Raw genomic sequence first — 19259 nt, 5'->3', positions numbered from 1 at the left:
GATGAAAGAAGTTACTTACTGCCGAGATGATCGGCCAATTGTTCGATGGTTGCCAGGATAAAGGCGCGGTCACTTTCTTTGCCTTGGCCCGTGAAATCGGACAACACTTTATCGACTTAGAGAGGGATCAGCCGCCGTTGATGATGCACTGATCACCCCAATACTCATGTCGATCTCCAGTGAAGCGTCATGAGCGACGCGTATCTTTTCTGATCGGCACTGTTCCCTTACAGTCGGGGTAGTGGGAGCATGACCAGAACGGCCCTGATTTCCCCTTTCGCCTGCGCATTGAGGCGTTGCAAATGGGGCAGGTCGGGCCGGCTTCGACCGGTACCGCCAAGGTGAGTGCGCCACAGTGTTTGACCAATTGTGCAATCCAGTTCGCCTGCTTGGCGACGAACGCATCCAGGGTCAGACGTCCCGCTTCGATTTCGTCCAGAGCCTGTTCCCAGATCGCGGTCATACCCGGATCCGCGACTGCAGCGGGTACCGCCTCGATCAGAGTATGGGCCGCTGCGGAGGCCATTAAGGCGCGTTTTTTCTTCAGCAAATAGCCGCGATCAATCAACCCCTTGATGATGCCGGCTCGCGTGGCTTCGGTACCGATTCCGGTGGTGTCCCGAAGTTTCTGTTTCAGGCGTGGGTCGTTGACCAGCTTGGCCACGTTTTTCATCGCCTTGATCAGATCGCCTTCGGTGAGAGGTTTGGGAGCGGCAGTGCGCATGGATTTGAGTTCGACGTCGTTCACTGCGCACTGAGTACCCTGTTGCAGGACGGGTAAGACTTGGGACTTTTGACTGGGCTCATCCTCCTCGGTGTTTTCGTAGAGCAAGCCTTTCCAGCCCTGGATCAGGATCTGTTTGCCAACAGTAGTCAAACGCTCCCCGCCGCACTCCAGTTCGACCTGAGTTCGATCAAACTCATGATGCGGAAGAAATTGCGCGAGGTAGTGGCTACGAATCAGTTCGTAGACTTGACGTTCTTGTTCGGACATCCGCGCCAGGTTCGCCGGCTCGGTGGTGGGGATGATGCCGTGGTGCGCGGTGACCTTGGCATCGTTCCACACGCGGGAGTGCAGTGATCGATCGAGTCTTCCGAATGTGGGCTGCAGCGCCGGATCCGTTTTGAGCAGGGCATCGAATACTGCGGGTACCTCATTGAACATACTCTCTGGCAAATAACGGCAATCGCTGCGTGGGTAGGTGGTGGCTTTGTAGGTTTCATACAGGGCTTGGGCGATGTTCAGGATTTCCTGAACGCCGAGTCCTAGCTTGCGCGAGCAGACTTCTTGCAGTGTGCTCAGGTCGAAGGGCAGGGGCGGAGGTTCTCGGAAACGCTCAGTCTGCAACGAGAGTACTGTGGCGGTCTTACCGCTAGAAATCTCTTGGGTCGCCTGAATGGCCAGCGCTTGTTGCTGGCAACGACCTACCTCGTCCTGCCCTGAACTGGGTGGTAGCCACGACGCGATGAATGGTTGCCCCATTGAGGACAGGTGCACCTCCACTTCCCAGTAGGGCACCGAGACGAAACTGGCAATCGCACGATCCCGATCGACTACCAGACGTAAAGTGGGTGTCTGGACGCGTCCAACCGACAATACACCGTCGTAGCCCGCCCGCCGACCAAGAAGGGTAAACAAACGACTCAGGTTCATGCCGATCAGCCAGTCGGCTCGGCTGCGGGCGAGGGCTGAGTGGTAAAGCAGGAAGGTCTCCTGACCAGACTTTAGTGAGGAAAGTGCGTTGCGAATCGACGCCTCGTTGAGTGCGGACAACCAAAGACGTTGAACGGGACCTCGATACTTGCAGAGTTCTAGTAGCTCGCGGGCAATCATTTCACCTTCTCGATCGGCGTCGGTCGCGATGACGACAGCAGAGGCTTCACTGAGCAGGCGCTTGATGACTTTGAACTGTGCCGCAGTCTTGGGTTTGACCTCGACCATCCACTGAGCGGGGATGATCGGTAGATGATCCAACGACCAACTCTTGAATTGCTCGCCATAGGCTTCAGGCGATGCTGTCTCCAGCAGGTGGCCGATACACCAGGTGACGGTTGTCTCTGTGCCGATCAGGCAACCATCACCACGCCGAGTGGCCCCGAGTACCTTGGCGATGTCCCGACCCTGGGAAGGTTTTTCGCAGAGGAAGAGGCGCATAGAACTGCTCCGGATTGAGTTCGGAGCAGCGTTGTTGGAAACAGCAGTTGCGAGATATGAGAAACCTGAATTGCAGGTTCCTCATATTAGAAGGTGAGGGCAGGCTTGAATGGGCCGGGGCGGTTTGTAGTGTGGACGACAGGTGGATCTTCACGAGCAGCGAGTAACGACAGGTCAGCCACTTCGCGCAGAGGCGCAATTTTTATGCCTGAACTCTGTCAGTCCGGCGGTGGTTGCCCTCTGCGTTTTTTTGGTTTCGACGCAGGGGAGCTGGCTTGCTCTGCATGTTGGCTGACCTGATTCGCAGATGCCACCGGTTCGCTGGAGCGTTCTCGCATGACCACGCTGTGTACCCGGTGAGGCAGGATGCCGACTCGACGGGCCTCGATCTTGAAGGTGACCCGGGCATTGTCTTCGCTGTCCTCCCACTCATCGCGTACGGTGCGGCCTTCGACCAGCACACGCATACCTTTCTGGTACAGCGTGCTCCAGTGTTCAGCTTCGCGGTGCCAGAGCTCGACCGGCGCCCAATAACCGCCTCGATCTTCATAGCTGCCCTCGCGTGGCACGGGGTTGTCGAAGTACACATTCAGTCGCAGCAAACGGCGTGGCTCGTCATTGCCTGATGGAAATTCTTGAAACTCTGGCGCACTGCCGATATTGCCTTCGCCGACGAAAAAGGTACTCATCGTGATACCTCCATTGCGGTTGTGAACTGGCGCAGCAGCCGTTCGGCACTGTCCATTTTGATCGCGCAGGTCGTGGCCTGGCGGTAGAGCGAATGCACCACACTCATCTGTAGGTTCAGTGCGATGCGATTGCATTCGAAACGGCGCAATCCCTCGCGTACGACCTGCGGCAAGGCTTTGTTGCAGACCTGGCGTTCCCAGACCGAGACTCCCATACGGGCAAAGTCACGGGTGCGCCAACGCAAAAAAGTGCTGCCAGCGCTGGTGTTCTGCAGCACCAATCGGATATCCAGCAGTGAGTAAGGGGGCTGTCCGGCTTGCTGTACAACAGCCTTCATCAAGTCACATAACTGCGCCTCGATTTCCTTTGCCATCTGCGCCAGCTGCTCCAACTCCCCCTTACCCTTAAAAGGTTTTAAAAGGCCTTTTAGGGAGGCAGCGTGTTCGAGCTGCCGATAGGCATCCGGTGTCAATGCTTCGAAGGGCATTGGTTGAGCCGGGATCATGGAATTCATGCTTCGTCCTCCGGCACGTCCACTGTCGCAGATGGCTCTCCCGCTTCCTCTGCCAACACGTCAGCGTCATCTCCACGCCTAATGATCGGCGGCGCGAACTGGGAGCGCCGATGTCCCTCAAGAATGTCCATGGGGGGCAAACCTATCTTCTCGATGGCCGCTATGGCACGGGCGTTGTGAGCCGCCATGTCATCGCGTGTGACTCCGGCATGCCGATAGCGCTGTGCCTGACCGAACAGGCTGCGCAGCAAATGGGCGCCGTCGTCGATCCAGGCTTCCATGTCTCTGCGGCCGATCAGGGCGGTGTGATGGGCCAATAGGGTCCGGCGTACCAGGGTGTCGTAGTCGGTCAGCAGGTAGACCGCCAGAAAACCCAGCTGGCTGCCGATGTACAACGGCAAGGTGACGGGGTGGATGTTGAGGTTGTCACCCATGTCGATCTGGGTCGGCAGCTCTTGTCTGATCCGATCAAGCTGTTGGGTCAGTTCCAGCATCCCAACCTTGGCCTGCATCAGTTTTTCTTCGAGTTGCACGATGGCCCAGTCGGCATACGGATCGTCCTGGGCCGCGGTTTGTTTGATCAGGTTGGTGACACTGATGTAGCCGGCCATGCCCATGATCGAGTGGACGCCTTCGCGTGCGGTTCGACCTTGCCAGATACGGGCGGCGTGGTGAGTGTGCAGGGTCAGGGTGATACTGCTGCGCAATGAACCCAGGTTGAGTTGATAGTGATCGGCCACGGTGTTGTCCTCGCATAAGCTTGGACGGGAACGTTGCGACAGATGAGGGGTAAGGACAGCCAAAAAGCTGAATGCGGTCTGTTCGGTTTGGTGTGAGAGGGTTAATTTCGCAGGCGTTCGCGATTGACGTCACTGGCATCATTTTCATGGTTGGCGATGGCTGTATCGGTCGAATTGCGCAGGTTCGGCTCTTTGCGATTTCACCTTAGAACTCAGTAGATTTGATGCCACTGGCATCAAATCTACTGACGTCCAGGGCGTTTTTCGCGCAGTTGGCGCAGCTCATTCAGGCACGCTTGGGCGAGGGCGGAGGCGGGTTCGCCCTGTCGTCGGGACGGGCGTGCGGGTGCTGTTGGGGGCAGTTCTGCAACGGGTGAGGGCTCTGTCTGGCCTGCCCAAGGACGAAAGTCGCCTTTCAGTGCGCGCTGGATCAGGCCCATCAGATAGGCCGCGGGCTTGCGAATACCACCGGCCGCACAGCGTGCACCGGCTTCGTTGAGCACCGCCTGCCGATCCGCTGGTTTGAGCTTGTTCAGCGCCACGGCGACGGCCTGACGCTCGCTTGGACTCAGGTGCAACGGATCGGGCCAGTGCAGGTTATCCACCGCTGGGGTCGCGCGCGGTACAGTACAAGTACTTTCTTTTAATACAGTACAGGCGGCGTTCGGATTCCGAACTGCGCCGGAAATAGGGGCGTTGGAGCCCGGTTCGGAATCCGAACGAGGACCTGTACGATTCCGAACGCGGTGATCGCCACCTAGTTCGGAATCGTGTAGGGAGTCCTCGGTTGCGAGATCCAATCCTTGTTGCATCCAGTGTTCACCCCAGCTGTCGAGTCGCGTCGGTAGTCGACCCTGATCGATGTCCGTGTCCTGGCGGACTTCTTCCACAATGTGCTGGGCGACGATACGCACCGCCTTCGTCGCATGATCAAGGGCATGTCCGACCAGCTGCAGGTAATCCTGATCCAGTTCCATGGCTTCGGCGGGGGTTAACGGCTCATCGTGCAGGACGTATAGAGAGCCTTGCAGGCGTCCGCTGAGCTGGTCGCGTCCGCGATTCACCAGACTAAGCCAGCGCGTCAGCCTAAGCATGGTCAAGACACGAGCAATGGTTTCACGGGAGGCTGACGCACCGTAGGGTACGCTCGATAGGTAAGGCTGCAAATCCTCATAGCGCGGCGTGACCACGCCCTGACCCTGTAGCATGAGTCGAAACACTTGCCAGGCATTACGTTCCAATGGCGTCAGCCGATGATCCAACAGTAGCCGGCGTGGCACGACTTCGAGTGATTGGCCGCTGAACAGAAAGCCAGCCTGCAGAGCCTTGTAGGAGGGTGGTTCAGTAGTAGGGCGTGCGGGCCAGCGTTCACTCAACTGCTGGGCGCATTGCTGCAGGACACGCTGCCAGCGACTGGAAGGGGCAGTGTTCATGTTCCGTTGCTGTACTGGTCAATCTGCTGCCAGACGATGGTCAAGCTGATCTGCTGTTCTTCGGCCAGCATCATCATGGCGTCGAGCTGATCCTCGGTACCGTCCTGTGCGCGTAGCTGGCACCAACGCTGCCAGAGGGCATGTTCTTGCGCTTCGCTCAAATGCTGAGGGCGGCCCTTACGGGTTTCTATCTTGAGTAGACGCCGGCGCAGGGCGGTTTCCGAATGCGCCAAGCCGAAGCGCTGATACATGATGGTGCTGCTGGCACCCAGCTTGAGCGCTCGGTTGATCAAGCGTTCGTTCTGCTCGTCGCGTTCGGCTTGCTCGATCAACCGATGCAGCACCGGCGAGTCAATCTTGACTTCAACCCAGGGTACGGTGGCATGGGCCAGGCGTGACAGTGTGGTGGGCGGTAAGGATTGCAACAGGTAGATGTCATCCTCACCCAGTCCGAGTGCTTTACAGCGTTGCAGATTACCCAGGCGCAACTCATGCAGCACCTGGGTCAGCATGGCCTGGTTGAGCACATTGAAGGACAGGTTCATGGCAGCTCCTTCGGTGAGTCGTCTTCAGGGGAAAGCGTTAAGTCGATCAGGCGCCGGGCCAGGCGGATCAGGCGATACAGTTTGATTAACAGACTGTCGGGCAGTCGCTCCAGTCCCACATCCACGGCGGGACGATCTGTCAGCGGGAGTTGATAGATACCCAGCAACAGCTGGCCGAACAGGGCTGAGGGCAGTTGCTTGCGATCTTCCCAGTTTACGTCGTCTTGAGCGCGCAGCAGGGCCAAGAGCAGTAGGTGAACGCCGGTCGCGCGAGGCGCGGCAAGATCAACTCGCTCGATGTTGAGGGCGAAACCCAAGCCAAGCTGCTGATCGACGATGCTCTCGGGATGTCCGGCATAGGTCGCCATTTCCCGCGCCAGTCCGGCAATGGCTAAACGCAGTTGCTCGGGGCTATCCAGTGCTGGTGCAATGGTCCAGATGTCGTCGGTCGAGCAGACCTCGACGGTCGGTGCTGTTTCGGTGAAGGTCCCGCGATCGATCTGTTCGCGAATCTGTTGAATGCGTGACGGAGGGCTAACCGCTGGTACGACATTCGTCTCAGGCGGTGTGAGCTGTTCCTCTGGCGTTGATTTGGTCTGGGTCCTAGTCACAGTTGATTTGGAATGGGACTCGGAGGAGGGGGGGCCTGCCGCGGCTTCATTATCGTTCGGCAGATGGTTGTTCTCCGAGGGCGTGGTGACGACAACGCCAGGCGTCGAGATGATCCGATGGGTATCGCTCAGCTCCAGGGCCAACATACGGTAGGACTGTCCGAGCATGCGGCTCATGCGTTCGAGCAGTTCATCCTGGATCTGCTCAAGATCGAAGGATTCGGGCTCGGCATCGAAGTAGCCCAGGGTCTCGAGCCAAAATTCGGTGAACGCAACAGCGGCGGTTGGATAACGGTTCCAGGTTCGTTCCGCCTGGCTTCGCAGAATGATCAGGCGTTCGATCTGGGGCTTACCCAATCCGGCATACAGGGTTTGTGGAATGGCGGGCAGTAGGTGTTCAAGGGTGTCGAGCATCCGGCTGATGTGCGACTGCGAAATCGGATAACCACCAGCGGCAAGACGTCGTGCCAGCTCCCGTTGCGAGAGCGCAGCGCCAGCTGGTTCGAGCATGGTTTTGAGTTTGGCCACCGCCAGAGCCCGTTCGATGAAGGTGAGTTGGCCGTGCAGATCGCTTTCGGCCAGATGGCCGAGAAGGGCGGTTATTTCATTGCTCCAAGGTCGGAACAGGCAATGAATGCGGAAGTAGCGCTCATCACGAGTTTCCTGCCACAGCTCGCCGAGAATCGCCAAGCGCGTATTACCGCCGTTGCGGATAATGAAATAGGTTTCACCCGGGCGGCGGGTAATCGGCGGTGGTTGATCCAACCCGCGTTCACGGATCGAGGCCTTGATATCCTCATAAAGCGGATTACGGATGAAGCGCGGGTTGTGATCGTAGGGTCGCAACTGTTCCAGAGTGACCAACATAGGCGTATCAGTGAGTGGATCGGACAACTGCTCCACTTTTGGACCTGGAGTAAAGTGGTCTTGGTACAGCCTGTCGGTGATCTCTTCCTGACTGAGCTTCTTCATTGGAACAACCTCAATTAACGCCGGTTGCGCAAATGGTCACCGACCTCGAACTTGACGATCTCGGCAGTTCCCGAACCTTCGAAATGTTGGGAGAGTACTGCGAGGAGCCAACCCATGGCCGAGCGTCCACCCTGCAGACGAAAGACCACGGTGCAGTATTCCTCGCACGGTGGATGGTGTGGTCGAACGGATGGCTGAACGATGATGGAAAGTTGATCCAGCATCAAAAGACTCCTTGCCAAACGTTGTTGGCAGCAAGGTTGATAAAAATGAATTGACGATAAATGTCCGGCTTGGCGACTCGTTTCATTGAACCCCCGCGCGTCTGCTCACCTTAGAGATTGCGTCACGCCATTCCGGAAACAACTCGATGGCCAGTGCTTGCATGGTTTCCAGCGCCGATAGTGAGCGTCGTTTACGTGATCGGCGCGTTTCGACTCGGTGGATCGGTAGGCCAAGGGAGGCGGCATTGAGATATGCCACTCGGTCTGGAACTACGGTGTCTAAAACTGAGATGTTGGTAGCCCCAGCGAAGGTCTCGCGAAGGCCACGGATGATCATCTGGGTGTCAACTCGAATGGCGTTCACCTGGTTCAGTAGCAATCGCAAAGGTGGTGGCGGAATGCCCAGGTGGCGGAACGGTTCGAGTTCGCTGAGCAGCTTCAAGGTGCCGCGGCGCAGTTCGCGGGCGGCGAGCATTTCCGGCGTGATGGGAGAAAGGGCGAGATCGGATGCCAGAATGACCATCTCCAGCAGTACGCTACGTGCGCCTTGGGTGTCGATCAAAAGCAGGTCATAACGGGAACGGAAATGGTCGAGCAAATTACGCAGCCGTAATCGCCCATCAGGGGCGTGCAGCAGCAAAGTGCTCAGTCGGCCTTGGTCGTCGTTGGAGAGGATGAGGTCGAGACCGGCGACCGCCGTCGTGGAAATTATCTGCGCAGGATCTGTCTGGTTGAGCGCAATGAGTTCGTACGCCCCGGCGATGGCCTCGTGGTTCAAGGCGTAATAGCTGGAGAGCGTGGGTTGGCTATCCAGATCGAGCAGCAGGACGCGTAGGCCAGCATCTGCCAGCAGACCGCCAAGATTGGCAGCCACTGTTGTTTTGCCTACTCCACCTTTGGTGGACACCACTGATACCACACGCATGGCATCAGGCCTGCTGTGCCAAACGCTCAATGATCCACTGTTCGATCTCCAGCGAGTCCCAGCCGACGGCGCGCAGTCCAATGCGTTTGGCATGAGGGAATTTACCTTCCCTCATCAAGTTGTAGATGTGCGCACGCTTGAAGCCGGTTTTCCGCTCCACTTCGTCACGCCGCATAATGTGACGTTCGGTCGGTGGTTGAGGGCTGTCAGCGAGCGAGACGGATGAGCTGGACATGCTGGTCACTCCTGGCGCCGCTTGGCGCGTGGTGGGAAGTGACCTGAAGTGAATAGCAGAAAAGCGAGGGAGTCATTGCACTGCAATCAAGTGCATTGCAGTGCAATGATTTGGTTCAGGTGGTTTTTTTGAGAGCGCGATTGGCTGCCGCGAACTTTTTATCCAGCGTTCGTTTGCTGAGACCGGGAATGTCATTGTGGCGCGCGGTCAAAGCATCGACGATTGCGGCTTGGCTCTTGAACACGGAAAGAGGTTTACCTGCGGGCGACACGTCTAAGACGGTGTTGACCAAGGCACCGATGATCTGCAGGTAGGTGTGTTCACTACGATCGCCGAGCTGTCCCTGCGTTTTTACCAGCGTTTTAAGGCTTTCCTGCTCAAGTCCCAGTGCCTGAAGGTCAGCTTCGACATCTTGAAGCTGACGTTGCAGAGCATCGCGCTCCCGCAGGAGGGCATCCCGCTCGGCTTGGAGCGCAAAGTAAACACCCAGGCTGATTTTATCTTGAGTTTCGTCGTTCGACTCGAACAGGAAGTTGGGCCGCTGATCGGGGTAGTAGGTCTGCATCCAAAGACGTAAGTCGGAGTGTCTAACGGTCAACAGAGTGAGCTCTACGGGGGTGCCCAGGGGAACTGAAGTACCGAAGGAGCCATACGGTAATTCGCCATTGCGGACGGCATCATAAATTTTTTCGGTATTAGACTGTAGGCACGGCCATTGAGGAAACAGGATCCTAAGCTTTTCCGGGTAAGACCAAGCTGCTTGCACGATCTGCGCTTCGTAACGAATGAGGTTGCACCAACGCAATGCGGCGTCGATGGGCCGATAGAAGGTTTTAGCCTGCGGGTTAAATTTGTTTGAATACATGCGCGAACGGACCTCCATTCCTTTATGGATCGGCCTCCAGCAAAACAACATCTCTACATCGCCTACCTGCTGGAAAACTGCTGGCAGTGGCTGTTTTAATCGGATTTTTTTTCGATTAGGTCAATCCATTTACCAGCACCTGAAGAAGTTGCATTTGTTTTGTTAGTGGGTTCGTCCCTGGCAGGTGGGGCGGGATAGCCTTGCAGTTGTAGGCAGATTTCGGTTCCGCATAATAATTGAAACCAGTGTGAAGACCGTCATTTTCAGGGCGGGTTCCAACCGTTAGTCGTCACGTAGCTACTTGTTGACTGACTAAGTTGAGGTCGAGATGTAGAGGCGCTGACTCAATCTTTTCCGCTTCTAACCCTAGCCTTTGCGACGTTCTAATCAAACATTGGATGTAGCGATCCTCGAGATTTTTGATGCAGTGCCCCATAGTTCAAGGGCCGACGGAGGATCTCAGCAAGATCTAGGCGTTCTGATCATGTCCAGCGCACCGCGCACGTTGCCTCCATCTCATCTGATCCTGCTAGCTCAGGCGGTAACACAGGACAAAATGTCTCTGCGTAGGCGTTCGTAGCTCGGGGGAACCCCTTGCTGCATATGACGCGAATGATTAGTACGCAGGTTCGACTTGAGATGTTGACCTAGACCAGCGACAAGCATGCCATGGCGCTGTCGGTGAATGACTTTTTTAAACTCGTTTAGGTGCGAGAGGTCAAGTGATCAAGATATTACAGTTGCTCTCGATTGCGCGAGGAGAACGGATGGATACCTACCACATTACTAAACCGAGAAACTTTGAGTATGGCGAGTTCAGTTGAGAATTTTATGAATGAAATTATCAACAATATGATCTGCCGGGCACTTGCAGAGCTGGCGAGCTGTTTCTGGGGATTCCATAGCGCCCGGTTTTGAGGGGTTTAATGGTGTTCCTCGGTTTGGCATGTGAATTGTAAGGACAGCATTGCCGCTGGACTTTCCAAGTAGGCCCCCCAAGTCTAGGGTTATACCAATAAGAGGTTTTTCATGACTCAACTTGCCGATAAGTATCCTGTCTTCAACCAACAATTCATCGCTGGTGTCTGGCGCGACGGTCGCGATAGCACGGTGTTACAGGTGAACAACCCATTCGATGGCAGCCTGTTGACCGAGATTATCCAGGCTGATCGCGAAGATCTCGATGAGGCCTATCGCAAGGCCGTCGAGGCACAACTGCAATGGGCTACCACCGGGCCGGCGGAGCGGGCGGCGGTGATGCACCGGGTGGTGCAGATCTTCGACCAGCGCCGCGAAGAGATCATCGACTGGATCATTCGCGAGTCCGGCAGCACCCGGCTCAAGGCACAAATCGAATGGGGCGCGGCACGGGCCATTAGTCTGGAATCGGCATCCTTTCCGGCCCGAGTCCATGGTCGGATCCTGCCTTCCAATGTTCCGGGCAAAGAAAACAGGGTCTATCGTGAGCCGCTGGGCGTGGTGGGGGTCATCAGCCCCTGGAATTTTCCTCTGCATTTAAGCCAGCGCTCGGTGGCCCCAGCGTTGGCTTTGGGTAACGCAGTGGTCATCAAGCCCGCGAGCGATACCCCGGTCATCGGTGGTCTGCTCCTGGCACGAATCTATGAAGAGGCCGGGCTGCCGGCTGGATTGCTCAGCGTGGTGGTCGGCTCGGGTGCCAAGATTGGCGATGCCTTCGTGGCGCATGAAGTGCCGAAATTCATTTCTTTCACCGGTTCGACTCCTGTGGGTTTGAACATTGGGCGTCTGGCCAGCGGTGGCACGCACCTTAAACACGTGGCCTTGGAGTTGGGCGGGAACAGCCCGTTTGTAGTGCTGGCGGATGCTGACCTGGAACAGGCGGTGAATGCCGCCGTGATGGGCAAGTTTCTGCACCAGGGGCAGATCTGCATGGCAATCAATCGGATCATCGTCGAAGATGGCCTCTACGACGCCTTTGTCGCACGCTACGCCCAGCGCGTAAGCACTCTCAAGGTCGGTGATCCCGATGATGCCGACACCGTGATCGGGCCGATTATCAATGCCAAGCAATTGCAGGGCCTGGTGGCGAAAATAAGGCGCGCCAAGGAAGAGGGTGCGCGGGTCGTGGTGGAAGGGAAGGTAGTAGGACAATTGGTACCGCCTCACGTGTTTGCCGATGTCACCCGTGATATGGAAATAGCTCGGGAAGAAATCTTCGGTCCTTTGGTTGGCATACAGCGTGCCCGGGATGAGATCCACGCGCTGGAACTGGCCAACGACAGCGAGTTCGGTTTGTCCAGCGCAGTGTTCACAAGCAGCCTGGAACGCGGCGTGCGTTTCGCTCGCCAGATAAAGGCCGGTATGACCCACGTCAACGACATCCCGGTGAATGACGAGGCTCATGCGCCGTTCGGAGGAGAGAAAAACTCCGGGTTGGGGCGCTTCAATGGCGAATGGGCTATCGAAGAGTTCACCACTGACCACTGGATCAGTATTCAGCACAGCCCACGTCATTACCCCTTTTAAGCACCACCCGGAGAATTTTGCATGTTGAAGAACAAAACGCTGGTCATCACGGGTGTCGCTTCCGGTATCGGCGAAGAGACCGCACGCGTAGCCCGCCAGCAAGGCGCCCGCGTCATTGGCGTGGACATCAATCCGCCGAAGGTCGACGTCGACCAGTTCATCCAGGTCGACCTTTCCTCCCAAGATTCTATCGACGCCTTGCTTGCCCAGTTGCCGGAAGGAATAGATGGCCTGGCGAATATCGCCGGATTACCGCCAACCCAGAGTGCCGACCGCGTGATCAAGGTTAACCTGATTGGCCTCAAGTACCTGACCCTGGGAATGCTGCCCAAGCTCGCTGACAATGCTTCCATCGTCAACCTGGCCTCGCTGGCGGGGGTGGGCTGGCCGGATGCTGTGGCGACCATCAAGGCCGCCGAAGATTTGAGCTTCGCCGACACAAGTGCCTTCTGTGAACAGCACGGGATAGTCGGGCCACGTAGCTATTTCTTCTCGAAGGAAGCGCTGATCGCTTGGACTTTGCAGAATCGCTGGACCTGGCGCGAGCGTGGGATCCGTATGAACGCGGTCAGCCCTGGCCCGGTGGACACGCCGATTCTCAAGGATTTTATCGAGACCCTCGGCGCCCGTGCCGAGGAGGACATGAAGACGATGGACCGTCCGGGCCGAGCCACGGACATCGCACCAGTGGTGGCCTTTCTGCTCGGTGACGGCTCAATCTGGATGCGAGGTACTAACTTGGCAGTAGATGGCGGGATGCACTCACATATATTGGCTTCTACTTACAGCTTGTAATCCAAGGCATCAAGACCGTTCGATTAACGAACGGTCGGTGTCTTGCCAACTAGGCAGTGGTGGTGATGGATGGGATGATCGATCCCATTCATCTACATTGTTTGTTGCGCTCGATTTGACGTGGCAAGCATCAGGAAAGCCGTGATGACTCAGCCAAAAAATAATAATTCAGCTGCATTGAATGGCTTACAGCCAATCATTCCCGATTTGCTTACCGACGCTCAGGATCACCTTACTTTAGGCCACACGCCTACCTTAGAGCAGCTCGCTGAAACCCTGGCTTTTTCGCCGGAGGACGGGAGTATCTGGATGTGCGGCCAGCGTGTGATGTTGATGCATAGCTCGGCGCTGGGTGCCCTGCGCAGTGAACTGACAGAAACCATTGGTCTCGATAAGACGCGTGGGCTGTTTACACGCCTTGGCTGGATGGCCGGCACGCGTGATGCCCAGTTGGTTCGTGAGCGTTGGCCCGATGGCGACCACGCGGCGCTGTTTTCGGCAGGGCCGCGGTTGCACGCACTTGAAGGCTTGGTGAAAAACGAAGTGATTCGTTTCGAATTCGATAATGCGCAGGGTCATTTCTATGCCGAGTTTTTATGGCATAACTCGATTGAGGATGACAGCCACATCGCAGCCCACGGTATCGGCAGTGAGTCTGCCTGTTGGATGCAGATCGGCTATGCCAGCGGTTACGCCTCATCGTTGCTGGGGCGGTTGATTGTCTATCGCGAAGTCGAATGCCGCTCCACTGGCCAAAGCCAGTGCCGGATCATTGGTAAGCCGGCCGAGCAATGGCCGGACGTGCAGAGCGATCTGAATCACTTCAACGCCGAAGATTTTCTCAGCCGCAGCGCCTATGAAGACACAAGCATGGCCAGCGAACCGCTCGCGAGCGACGCCGAAGACGCTGATAAACACATGGTGGGAGTGTCCTCGGCATTCACTGCTGCTTGTCATATGCTGCGTCGGGTTGCCTCGACGCAGGCCACCGTGTTGTTCACCGGCGAGTCCGGTGTGGGCAAGGAGCTGTTCGCCCACATGCTTTACACGATCGGCCCGCGTAACGGAAAACCCTTCGTAGCGCTGAATTGCGCGACCTTGCCAGAAAATCTGGTGGAGTCGGAACTGTTCGGCGTCGAGCGTGGCGCCTTCACCGGTGCCGACCGTTCACGCAGCGGTCGTTTCGAGCGTGCTGATGGCGGTACGCTGTTCCTTGATGAAATCGCCACACTCAGCCTGTCCTCGCAAGGCAAACTGCTGCGGGTGTTGCAGGAGCGGGAAATCGAACGTGTGGGCGGCAGTAAGGCCATTTCAGTCGATGTCCGAGTGGTTGCGGCGACGAATCTCGATCTGCTCGAAGAGGTCAAGGCTGGACGCTTTCGTGAAGACCTGTATTACCGCCTGAATGTCTACCCGATCCATTTACCGCCCCTGCGTGAGCGGCGCGATGATATCCCGCTGTTGATGAACTATTTTCTGCGTAAGTTCTGCAAGCGCCACGGACGTTCGGTCACCGGCTTCACCATCCGTCTGGTCAATGCGTTCTTGGCTCACCCGTTTCCGGGAAATATCCGTGAATTGCAAAACTTGATCGAACGCGGTGTCATCAGTGCGCAGGACAACGAGCTGATGGACATCCATCATCTGTCCCAGGGCGGGCGCAACCCCATTAGCGATGCCATTGGCCTCAATGCCCAAGGACATTTGGTGATGGGCCCTTTGGAACCGTTACCTTCCGTCGTTACGGAGAGACCTCTGAAGACTGTGGCGGAGGTCGGTGGCGAGCAGCCGTTGACACATCTGCGCGCTTTCCTGCGGGGTGATCAAACCAAGTTGGGCACCTCTCTGGAGGAAATAGAGAGTTTGCTGGTCGGCACCGCCATGCAGCGAAGCCATGGCAACTACACATTGGCTGCGCAAATGTTGGGGATGACCCGGGCTCAGTTGAGCTACCGGGTCAAGGGCCGCTATCTTCAGGTCCGGAATTGACTGACGAGATCCCTTAAATCGCCTTGCAGGAGGGCTAGGCGCTGGTTAGCCTGGGAGATGCTGTCGGCGTTGGTCGCACTGTGTTCGGCCAGTCCGCGAATGTTCAACAGACTGCGGTCGATCTCGCGGGTAACATGAGCTTGCTCGTTGGCTGCGTTGGCAATCTCCTGGTTGCGCTGGTTTATCTGCTCCACCGAGGCACCGATAACTTCCAGCGCCCGCTGGGCCGATTCGCAGGTCTTGCGAGAGTCTTCGGCTTGGACATTGGCTTGCCTGACCGATGACAAGGCGCACCGAGTCTCGCTGCTGACGCCCTCGATCATTCGTTCGATTTCCACAGTCGACGATTGGGTGCGTAAGGCCAGCGCCCGCACTTCATCGGCAACCACCGCAAAGCCACGCCCTGAATCACCTGCTCTGGCTGCCTCGATTGCCGCGTTGAGCGCCAGCAGGTTGGTCTGCTCAGCTATCGCGCGGATCACGTCCAGCACCTTATGAATGCCCTCGACTTGGCCCGACAGGCCTTCCATAAGATTTTGTATTTCACTCAGATCGCCGCACATTCTCCTGATCGCCGCTACCGACGCCAACGCCCGTTCATGGCCTTGCCGTGCGGCCATCTGCAAGGACTGAGTGGCACCAGCTGTGTCCTGGGCATGGCGCGCCACCTGTTCGGCGCTGGCGCTCATTTGGTTGACGGCGGTGGCGGCTTGCTGCAATTCAGCATTCTGCGCGTTGAGTTGGCGCGCGCCGTCTTCGGTCAGGTCGCCAACCTCTGTCACGGCCACATTAAGCTGGATGGATGCTTGGGCAATTCGCTGAATGGCCGACCGAAGAGTATTTTGCATTCCCCCCAGAGCTTTCAGCAGAACCCCTAGCTCGCCAGGAGCACCGGCAGTTGCCTCCTTGTCTAAATGACCTGCTGAGATGTTTTTCGCTAATTGTCCGGCTGCCCCCAGCGGTCCGGAGATCGAACGAATCAGCCAAAATCCCGCTCCCAGGCAAATAAGCATGCTGGCGAGCACTGTCAGTAAGGTCGCACTCATGGCCGTGCACTTACTTTCAAGTGACGTCTGATACGCCTCCAGGGCGCTAGCCGATTGCAGCTGGAACAAACGACGAAAAACGTCCCTTTGGGCCAGGAAGGCGCTGTCAACCGGACCGCTCAGCAGTGTGAGGGTGCGATCAAAGTCATTTGCCTGGAAGGCCCGTACTGCCTTGTCCATCCTTTCGAGAAAAACGCTGCGGGTTTTTTCCAGCTCTCCTAACAATGCCTGCTCTTGAGGGCTTTTGGGCGTAGCTTGATAGCGCGTCCAGAGTTCAATGACTTCGTTTCGCAAAGGTATAACGCTATCAACGATGCGCTGGGTTTTAGATTCGTCGCGCTCGATCGCGCCTAGCAAAATGGGAAATCGCGAGGAGCTGTTGATTTCCAGCATCCTTCCCAAGTTTTCAATATTCAGCAGCTTGGAGCTGTACATATCTTCCAGTTTAGTACTGGCTTGTTCAAGGCTGTACAGGCTCCATCCGCCGAGCAGGATAAGCAGCAGATTCAACAACACCAGCAATGCACTTAGACGGGCCTTGATTGTGCTTAATATGGGCGTCATGTTTGATCCTCCTGGTTGGCGTGAGCCAGATAGGCTCTTTGCAGAGCCTGAGGGTCATCGTTGAAGCGCTGGGGATCGCCTTCCAGAACAACGCGGCCCTGATTCATCACATAGACGTAATCCGCGAGGCGTAAGGCGACCTGTGTGAACTGCTCGATCAGCAGGATCCCTGTGCCGTTTTGGGCCAGCAACTCAATGACCCCCTCCAGGCGTTTGACTATCACAGGTGCCAATCCCAGGGACATCTCGTCCACCAGGATGAACCTTGGCCGGGCCATCAGTGCATGGGCCAGGGCGACCATCTGCTGCTGGCCGCCGGAGAGGGTTTGGGCGGCCTGGGTACGGCACTGGGCGAGCTCAGGAAAAACCTCGAAGACCTCCTCCAGCGCGTTAGCCAGTTCTGCGTTGGAGAGCAGGTTGCCCGCAGCCTTGAGATTGTCCAGCACGCTCAGTCCGGCGAACACGAGGTGACCCTCGGGAACGGCGGCGACGCCGGCACGGCGGATGCGTTCGGCGGACATGCCAGTTAGCGACTGCTCGCCCAGGCACACCGAACCGTCGAGCAACGGCAACGCCCCGGCGATGCCCATGACCAGGCTGCTTTTACCGGCACCATTGGGGCCGAGCACGGCCGTGATACGACCTGGTTCGATGTTTATGTCAATTTGGTCGAGCACGCGCTTGCCGCCGCGGGCCAGGCTCAGTCCGCGGATAATCAGTGAATCGGTCATTGCAGCTCCTCATCGCCCAGATAGGCAGCTTTTACCCGTGGGTCTTGAAGCACCTGGGGGGTTGGTCCGTAGGCGATCAAGGTGCCGAAGTCCAGCACCAGAGTGTTGACGCAGGTGTTGGCGATGAGTTCGACGTCGTGGTCGATCATCAGGGTGGTGGCGGAGAAGCGCGGGCCGATACCTAACACGATGCGTTGCAGTTCGGCCATCTCGTCGCCGCTCAGGCCTCCGCCGGGCTCGTCGAGCAAGACGATGCGCGGCTGGCCGGCGAGGGTCTTGGCCAGTTCCACGCGGCGCCGTTCGAAGCCATTGAGGCGCGCACCCAGGGTGTCGGCCTGGTCGATGAGGCCAGTGAAGTCCAGCACGTCCTCGAGTTGGCGGCGCTTTTCGGCGCGGTTTCCGGGAAGGGCGTCGAGCATGGCGCGAATGTTATCGAGTACGCTCAAGTCCTCGACCACCAGTTCCCTCTGAAAGGAGCGGCGCAGGCCCCAGCGTGCCCGAAGGTGCGGGGGCAGGGCGCCGAGGTCGCTGCCGAATGCCCTCAGGGTACCGGTGCGCGGGGTGACGAAGCCGCTCAGCACGTTGAGCAGGGTAGTCTTGCCCGCGCCATTGGGGCCGATAATGCCGACTAGAGGAGCGTCGATGGTGACGCTGATGCTCTTGAGCGCCTGGACGCCGCCAAACCAAACTGACAGGTTGTTTAGCTCAATCATGGGCGGGCCCTCCAGTGCTGCAATCGTGCGAGCAATTGTCCGGCGATGCCCTGGGGCGCTGTGATGAGCGTGTGCAGCAAGGCGATGCCGAAGATCACATATGACAGATCACCCGCCAGCCCAAGGTTATCGAGAAAGGCCGGAAACAGTCGATACAAGACCCCGGTGATGATCGCGCCCAGAACGCTGTAGGCCCCGCCGACAATACTTAGGGCCGCGAGCATGATCGATTCGCTGGCTGGAAAGGAGCGCGCATCCAGCGTGCCCAAGCTGGCCGCGAGCAAGGCTCCGGCGATCCCTGCGAGAAACCCCGCCAGGCAAAACGCCCAGCTCTTGTACAGCGAGACATTGATCCCGGCCGCCATGGCACAGGCTTCGCCCTTGCGGATCAGCGCCCAGGCGCGCCCGGGGCGGCTGCGCCGGTGCCATTCGATCAGCAGGAACCCCAGGCCCGCCACGGTCACGCAGTAGCGGAACATGCCGATGTCGCTCTGCCCGAGCCAGGGCCGGGCCATCAACATACCGCCCGCCGGGTTGAAGCCACGCAAGCCTTCGCCGCCGTTGGGAAACTGCACGGCGGTGATCAGCACGCTGAAACCTGCGGCAGCCATCAGCGTGATCAGCGCCAGGTACAGGCCGCGCAGTCGTAGGGCGGGCAAGCCGACCAGCATACCCGTGAGGCCGGCGACGATCCCGCCGACCATTAGACTCAGCTCAAAGGGCCAGTGGCCGCTATGGGCGACGCGCAGCGACACCCAGCCGCCGACGCCGACCAGTGCCACCTGGGCCAGTGAAACCAGACCCAGGCGGGCATACAACAGGCTCAAGGAGGCGGCGGCTAGGGTGTAGATTACCGCTGTGGTGGCAACCCGCAGCCAGTAGGCGCTCAAGCCTTCGGGTACGACTACCAGTAACAAGGCCAATGCGCCGAAGGCCAGCCACTTGAGGGCCTGGCGTGGATCGGCGGGGCGTGTCGCAGCGGGGTTTTGCAGTGTGTGAGTCATCAT

General features: G+C 57.7%; 18 protein-coding genes and 1 pseudogene. 3 read left to right on the top strand and 16 right to left on the bottom strand.

The window, feature by feature from the left end:
* Window positions 1-187: 187 nt before the first annotated feature.
* From OC605_RS13780 to OC605_RS13730, 11 genes are all read right to left on the bottom strand, one after another.
* Window positions 188-2155 carry a DNA topoisomerase III gene (locus tag OC605_RS13780; protein WP_262137741.1) on the bottom strand — a complete coding sequence of 656 codons (1968 nt, stop codon included), beginning with the start codon at window positions 2153-2155 and terminating at the stop codon, window positions 188-190.
* 218 nt (window positions 2156-2373) lie between these two features.
* On the bottom strand, window positions 2374-2844 hold the full coding sequence (locus OC605_RS13775; RefSeq protein ID WP_262137739.1) for a single-stranded DNA-binding protein: 471 nt from the start codon (window positions 2842-2844) through the stop codon (window positions 2374-2376).
* The gene (locus OC605_RS13770; protein ID WP_262137738.1) at window positions 2841-3359 is read right to left on the bottom strand and encodes a DUF3158 family protein; all 519 of its coding nucleotides are present in this window, start codon (window positions 3357-3359) and stop codon (window positions 2841-2843) included. Before OC605_RS13770 ends, OC605_RS13775 begins: the two co-directional genes overlap by 4 nt.
* Window positions 3356-4099 carry a PFL_4669 family integrating conjugative element protein gene (locus OC605_RS13765; RefSeq protein ID WP_262137737.1) on the bottom strand — a complete coding sequence of 248 codons (744 nt, stop codon included), beginning with the start codon at window positions 4097-4099 and terminating at the stop codon, window positions 3356-3358. Before OC605_RS13765 ends, OC605_RS13770 begins: the two co-directional genes overlap by 4 nt.
* Window positions 4100-4341: 242 nt before the next feature.
* Window positions 4342-5532, bottom strand: coding sequence for an STY4528 family pathogenicity island replication protein (locus OC605_RS13760; RefSeq protein WP_262137736.1), 1191 nt, complete (start codon window positions 5530-5532; stop codon window positions 4342-4344).
* Window positions 5529-6077, bottom strand: a complete 549-nt coding sequence (locus tag OC605_RS13755; RefSeq protein WP_262137734.1) for a DUF2857 domain-containing protein — start codon at window positions 6075-6077, stop codon at window positions 5529-5531. Before OC605_RS13755 ends, OC605_RS13760 begins: the two co-directional genes overlap by 4 nt.
* Window positions 6074-7660 (bottom strand): ParB family protein, encoded by a 1587-nt coding sequence (locus OC605_RS13750; RefSeq protein ID WP_262137733.1) that lies wholly within the window; start codon window positions 7658-7660, stop codon window positions 6074-6076. Before OC605_RS13750 ends, OC605_RS13755 begins: the two co-directional genes overlap by 4 nt.
* Before the next feature lie 14 nt (window positions 7661-7674).
* A complete protein-coding gene (locus OC605_RS13745; RefSeq protein ID WP_262137732.1) occupies window positions 7675-7884 on the bottom strand; it encodes a hypothetical protein in 210 nt (69 codons plus the stop codon).
* Window positions 7885-7966: 82 nt separating this feature from the next.
* Window positions 7967-8809, bottom strand: a complete 843-nt coding sequence (locus tag OC605_RS13740; RefSeq protein WP_262137731.1) for a ParA family protein — start codon at window positions 8807-8809, stop codon at window positions 7967-7969.
* A 4-nt stretch (window positions 8810-8813) separates the two neighbouring features.
* Window positions 8814-9044 (bottom strand): AlpA family transcriptional regulator, encoded by a 231-nt coding sequence (locus tag OC605_RS13735; protein WP_262137729.1) that lies wholly within the window; start codon window positions 9042-9044, stop codon window positions 8814-8816.
* Between the two features lie 115 nt (window positions 9045-9159).
* Window positions 9160-9909, bottom strand: a complete 750-nt coding sequence (locus OC605_RS13730) for a hypothetical protein (protein WP_262137728.1) — start codon at window positions 9907-9909, stop codon at window positions 9160-9162.
* 1029 nt (window positions 9910-10938) lie between these two features.
* On the opposite strand from OC605_RS13730, the gene OC605_RS13725 reads away from it, so the two are divergent.
* The 3 genes from OC605_RS13725 (at window position 10939) to OC605_RS13715 (ending at window position 15198) form a co-directional block, all read left to right on the top strand.
* Window positions 10939-12414: an aldehyde dehydrogenase family protein gene (locus OC605_RS13725; protein WP_262137727.1), complete on the top strand. Its 1476-nt coding sequence runs from the start codon at window positions 10939-10941 to the stop codon at window positions 12412-12414.
* A 21-nt stretch (window positions 12415-12435) separates the two neighbouring features.
* Complete coding sequence (locus OC605_RS13720; protein ID WP_262137726.1) at window positions 12436-13209, top strand: coniferyl-alcohol dehydrogenase; 774 nt, start codon at window positions 12436-12438, stop codon at window positions 13207-13209.
* A 144-nt stretch (window positions 13210-13353) separates the two neighbouring features.
* Window positions 13354-15198 carry a sigma-54-dependent Fis family transcriptional regulator gene (locus OC605_RS13715; RefSeq protein WP_262137724.1) on the top strand — a complete coding sequence of 615 codons (1845 nt, stop codon included), beginning with the start codon at window positions 13354-13356 and terminating at the stop codon, window positions 15196-15198.
* On the opposite strand, the gene OC605_RS28190 is transcribed toward OC605_RS13715, so the two are convergent.
* From OC605_RS28190 to OC605_RS13695, 5 genes and pseudogenes are all read right to left on the bottom strand, one after another.
* Window positions 15183-16046, bottom strand: a complete 864-nt coding sequence (locus OC605_RS28190; protein ID WP_410056001.1) for a methyl-accepting chemotaxis protein — start codon at window positions 16044-16046, stop codon at window positions 15183-15185. The two genes, OC605_RS13715 and OC605_RS28190, sit on opposite strands and share 16 nt — an antisense overlap.
* Window positions 16041-16808 (bottom strand): annotated as a pseudogene (locus tag OC605_RS28185) (MCP four helix bundle domain-containing protein); the annotation flags it as partial. The pseudogene OC605_RS28185 and the gene OC605_RS28190, both read right to left, overlap by 6 nt.
* Complete coding sequence (locus OC605_RS13705) at window positions 16805-17539, bottom strand: ABC transporter ATP-binding protein (RefSeq protein WP_262137721.1); 735 nt, start codon at window positions 17537-17539, stop codon at window positions 16805-16807. The gene OC605_RS13705 and the pseudogene OC605_RS28185, both read right to left, overlap by 4 nt.
* Window positions 17536-18252 carry an ABC transporter ATP-binding protein gene (locus OC605_RS13700; protein ID WP_262137719.1) on the bottom strand — a complete coding sequence of 239 codons (717 nt, stop codon included), beginning with the start codon at window positions 18250-18252 and terminating at the stop codon, window positions 17536-17538. Before OC605_RS13700 ends, OC605_RS13705 begins: the two co-directional genes overlap by 4 nt.
* Window positions 18249-19259 carry a branched-chain amino acid ABC transporter permease gene (locus tag OC605_RS13695; RefSeq protein ID WP_262137717.1) on the bottom strand — a complete coding sequence of 337 codons (1011 nt, stop codon included), beginning with the start codon at window positions 19257-19259 and terminating at the stop codon, window positions 18249-18251. Before OC605_RS13695 ends, OC605_RS13700 begins: the two co-directional genes overlap by 4 nt.

It is taken from the genome of Pseudomonas sp. Marseille-Q5117 (assembly GCF_946901175.1).
Lineage (GTDB): Bacteria > Pseudomonadota > Gammaproteobacteria > Pseudomonadales > Pseudomonadaceae > Aquipseudomonas > Aquipseudomonas iranensis.
The sequence above is the reverse complement of the archived record's forward strand: the minus strand, read 5'-3'. Positions and strand labels throughout refer to the sequence as shown.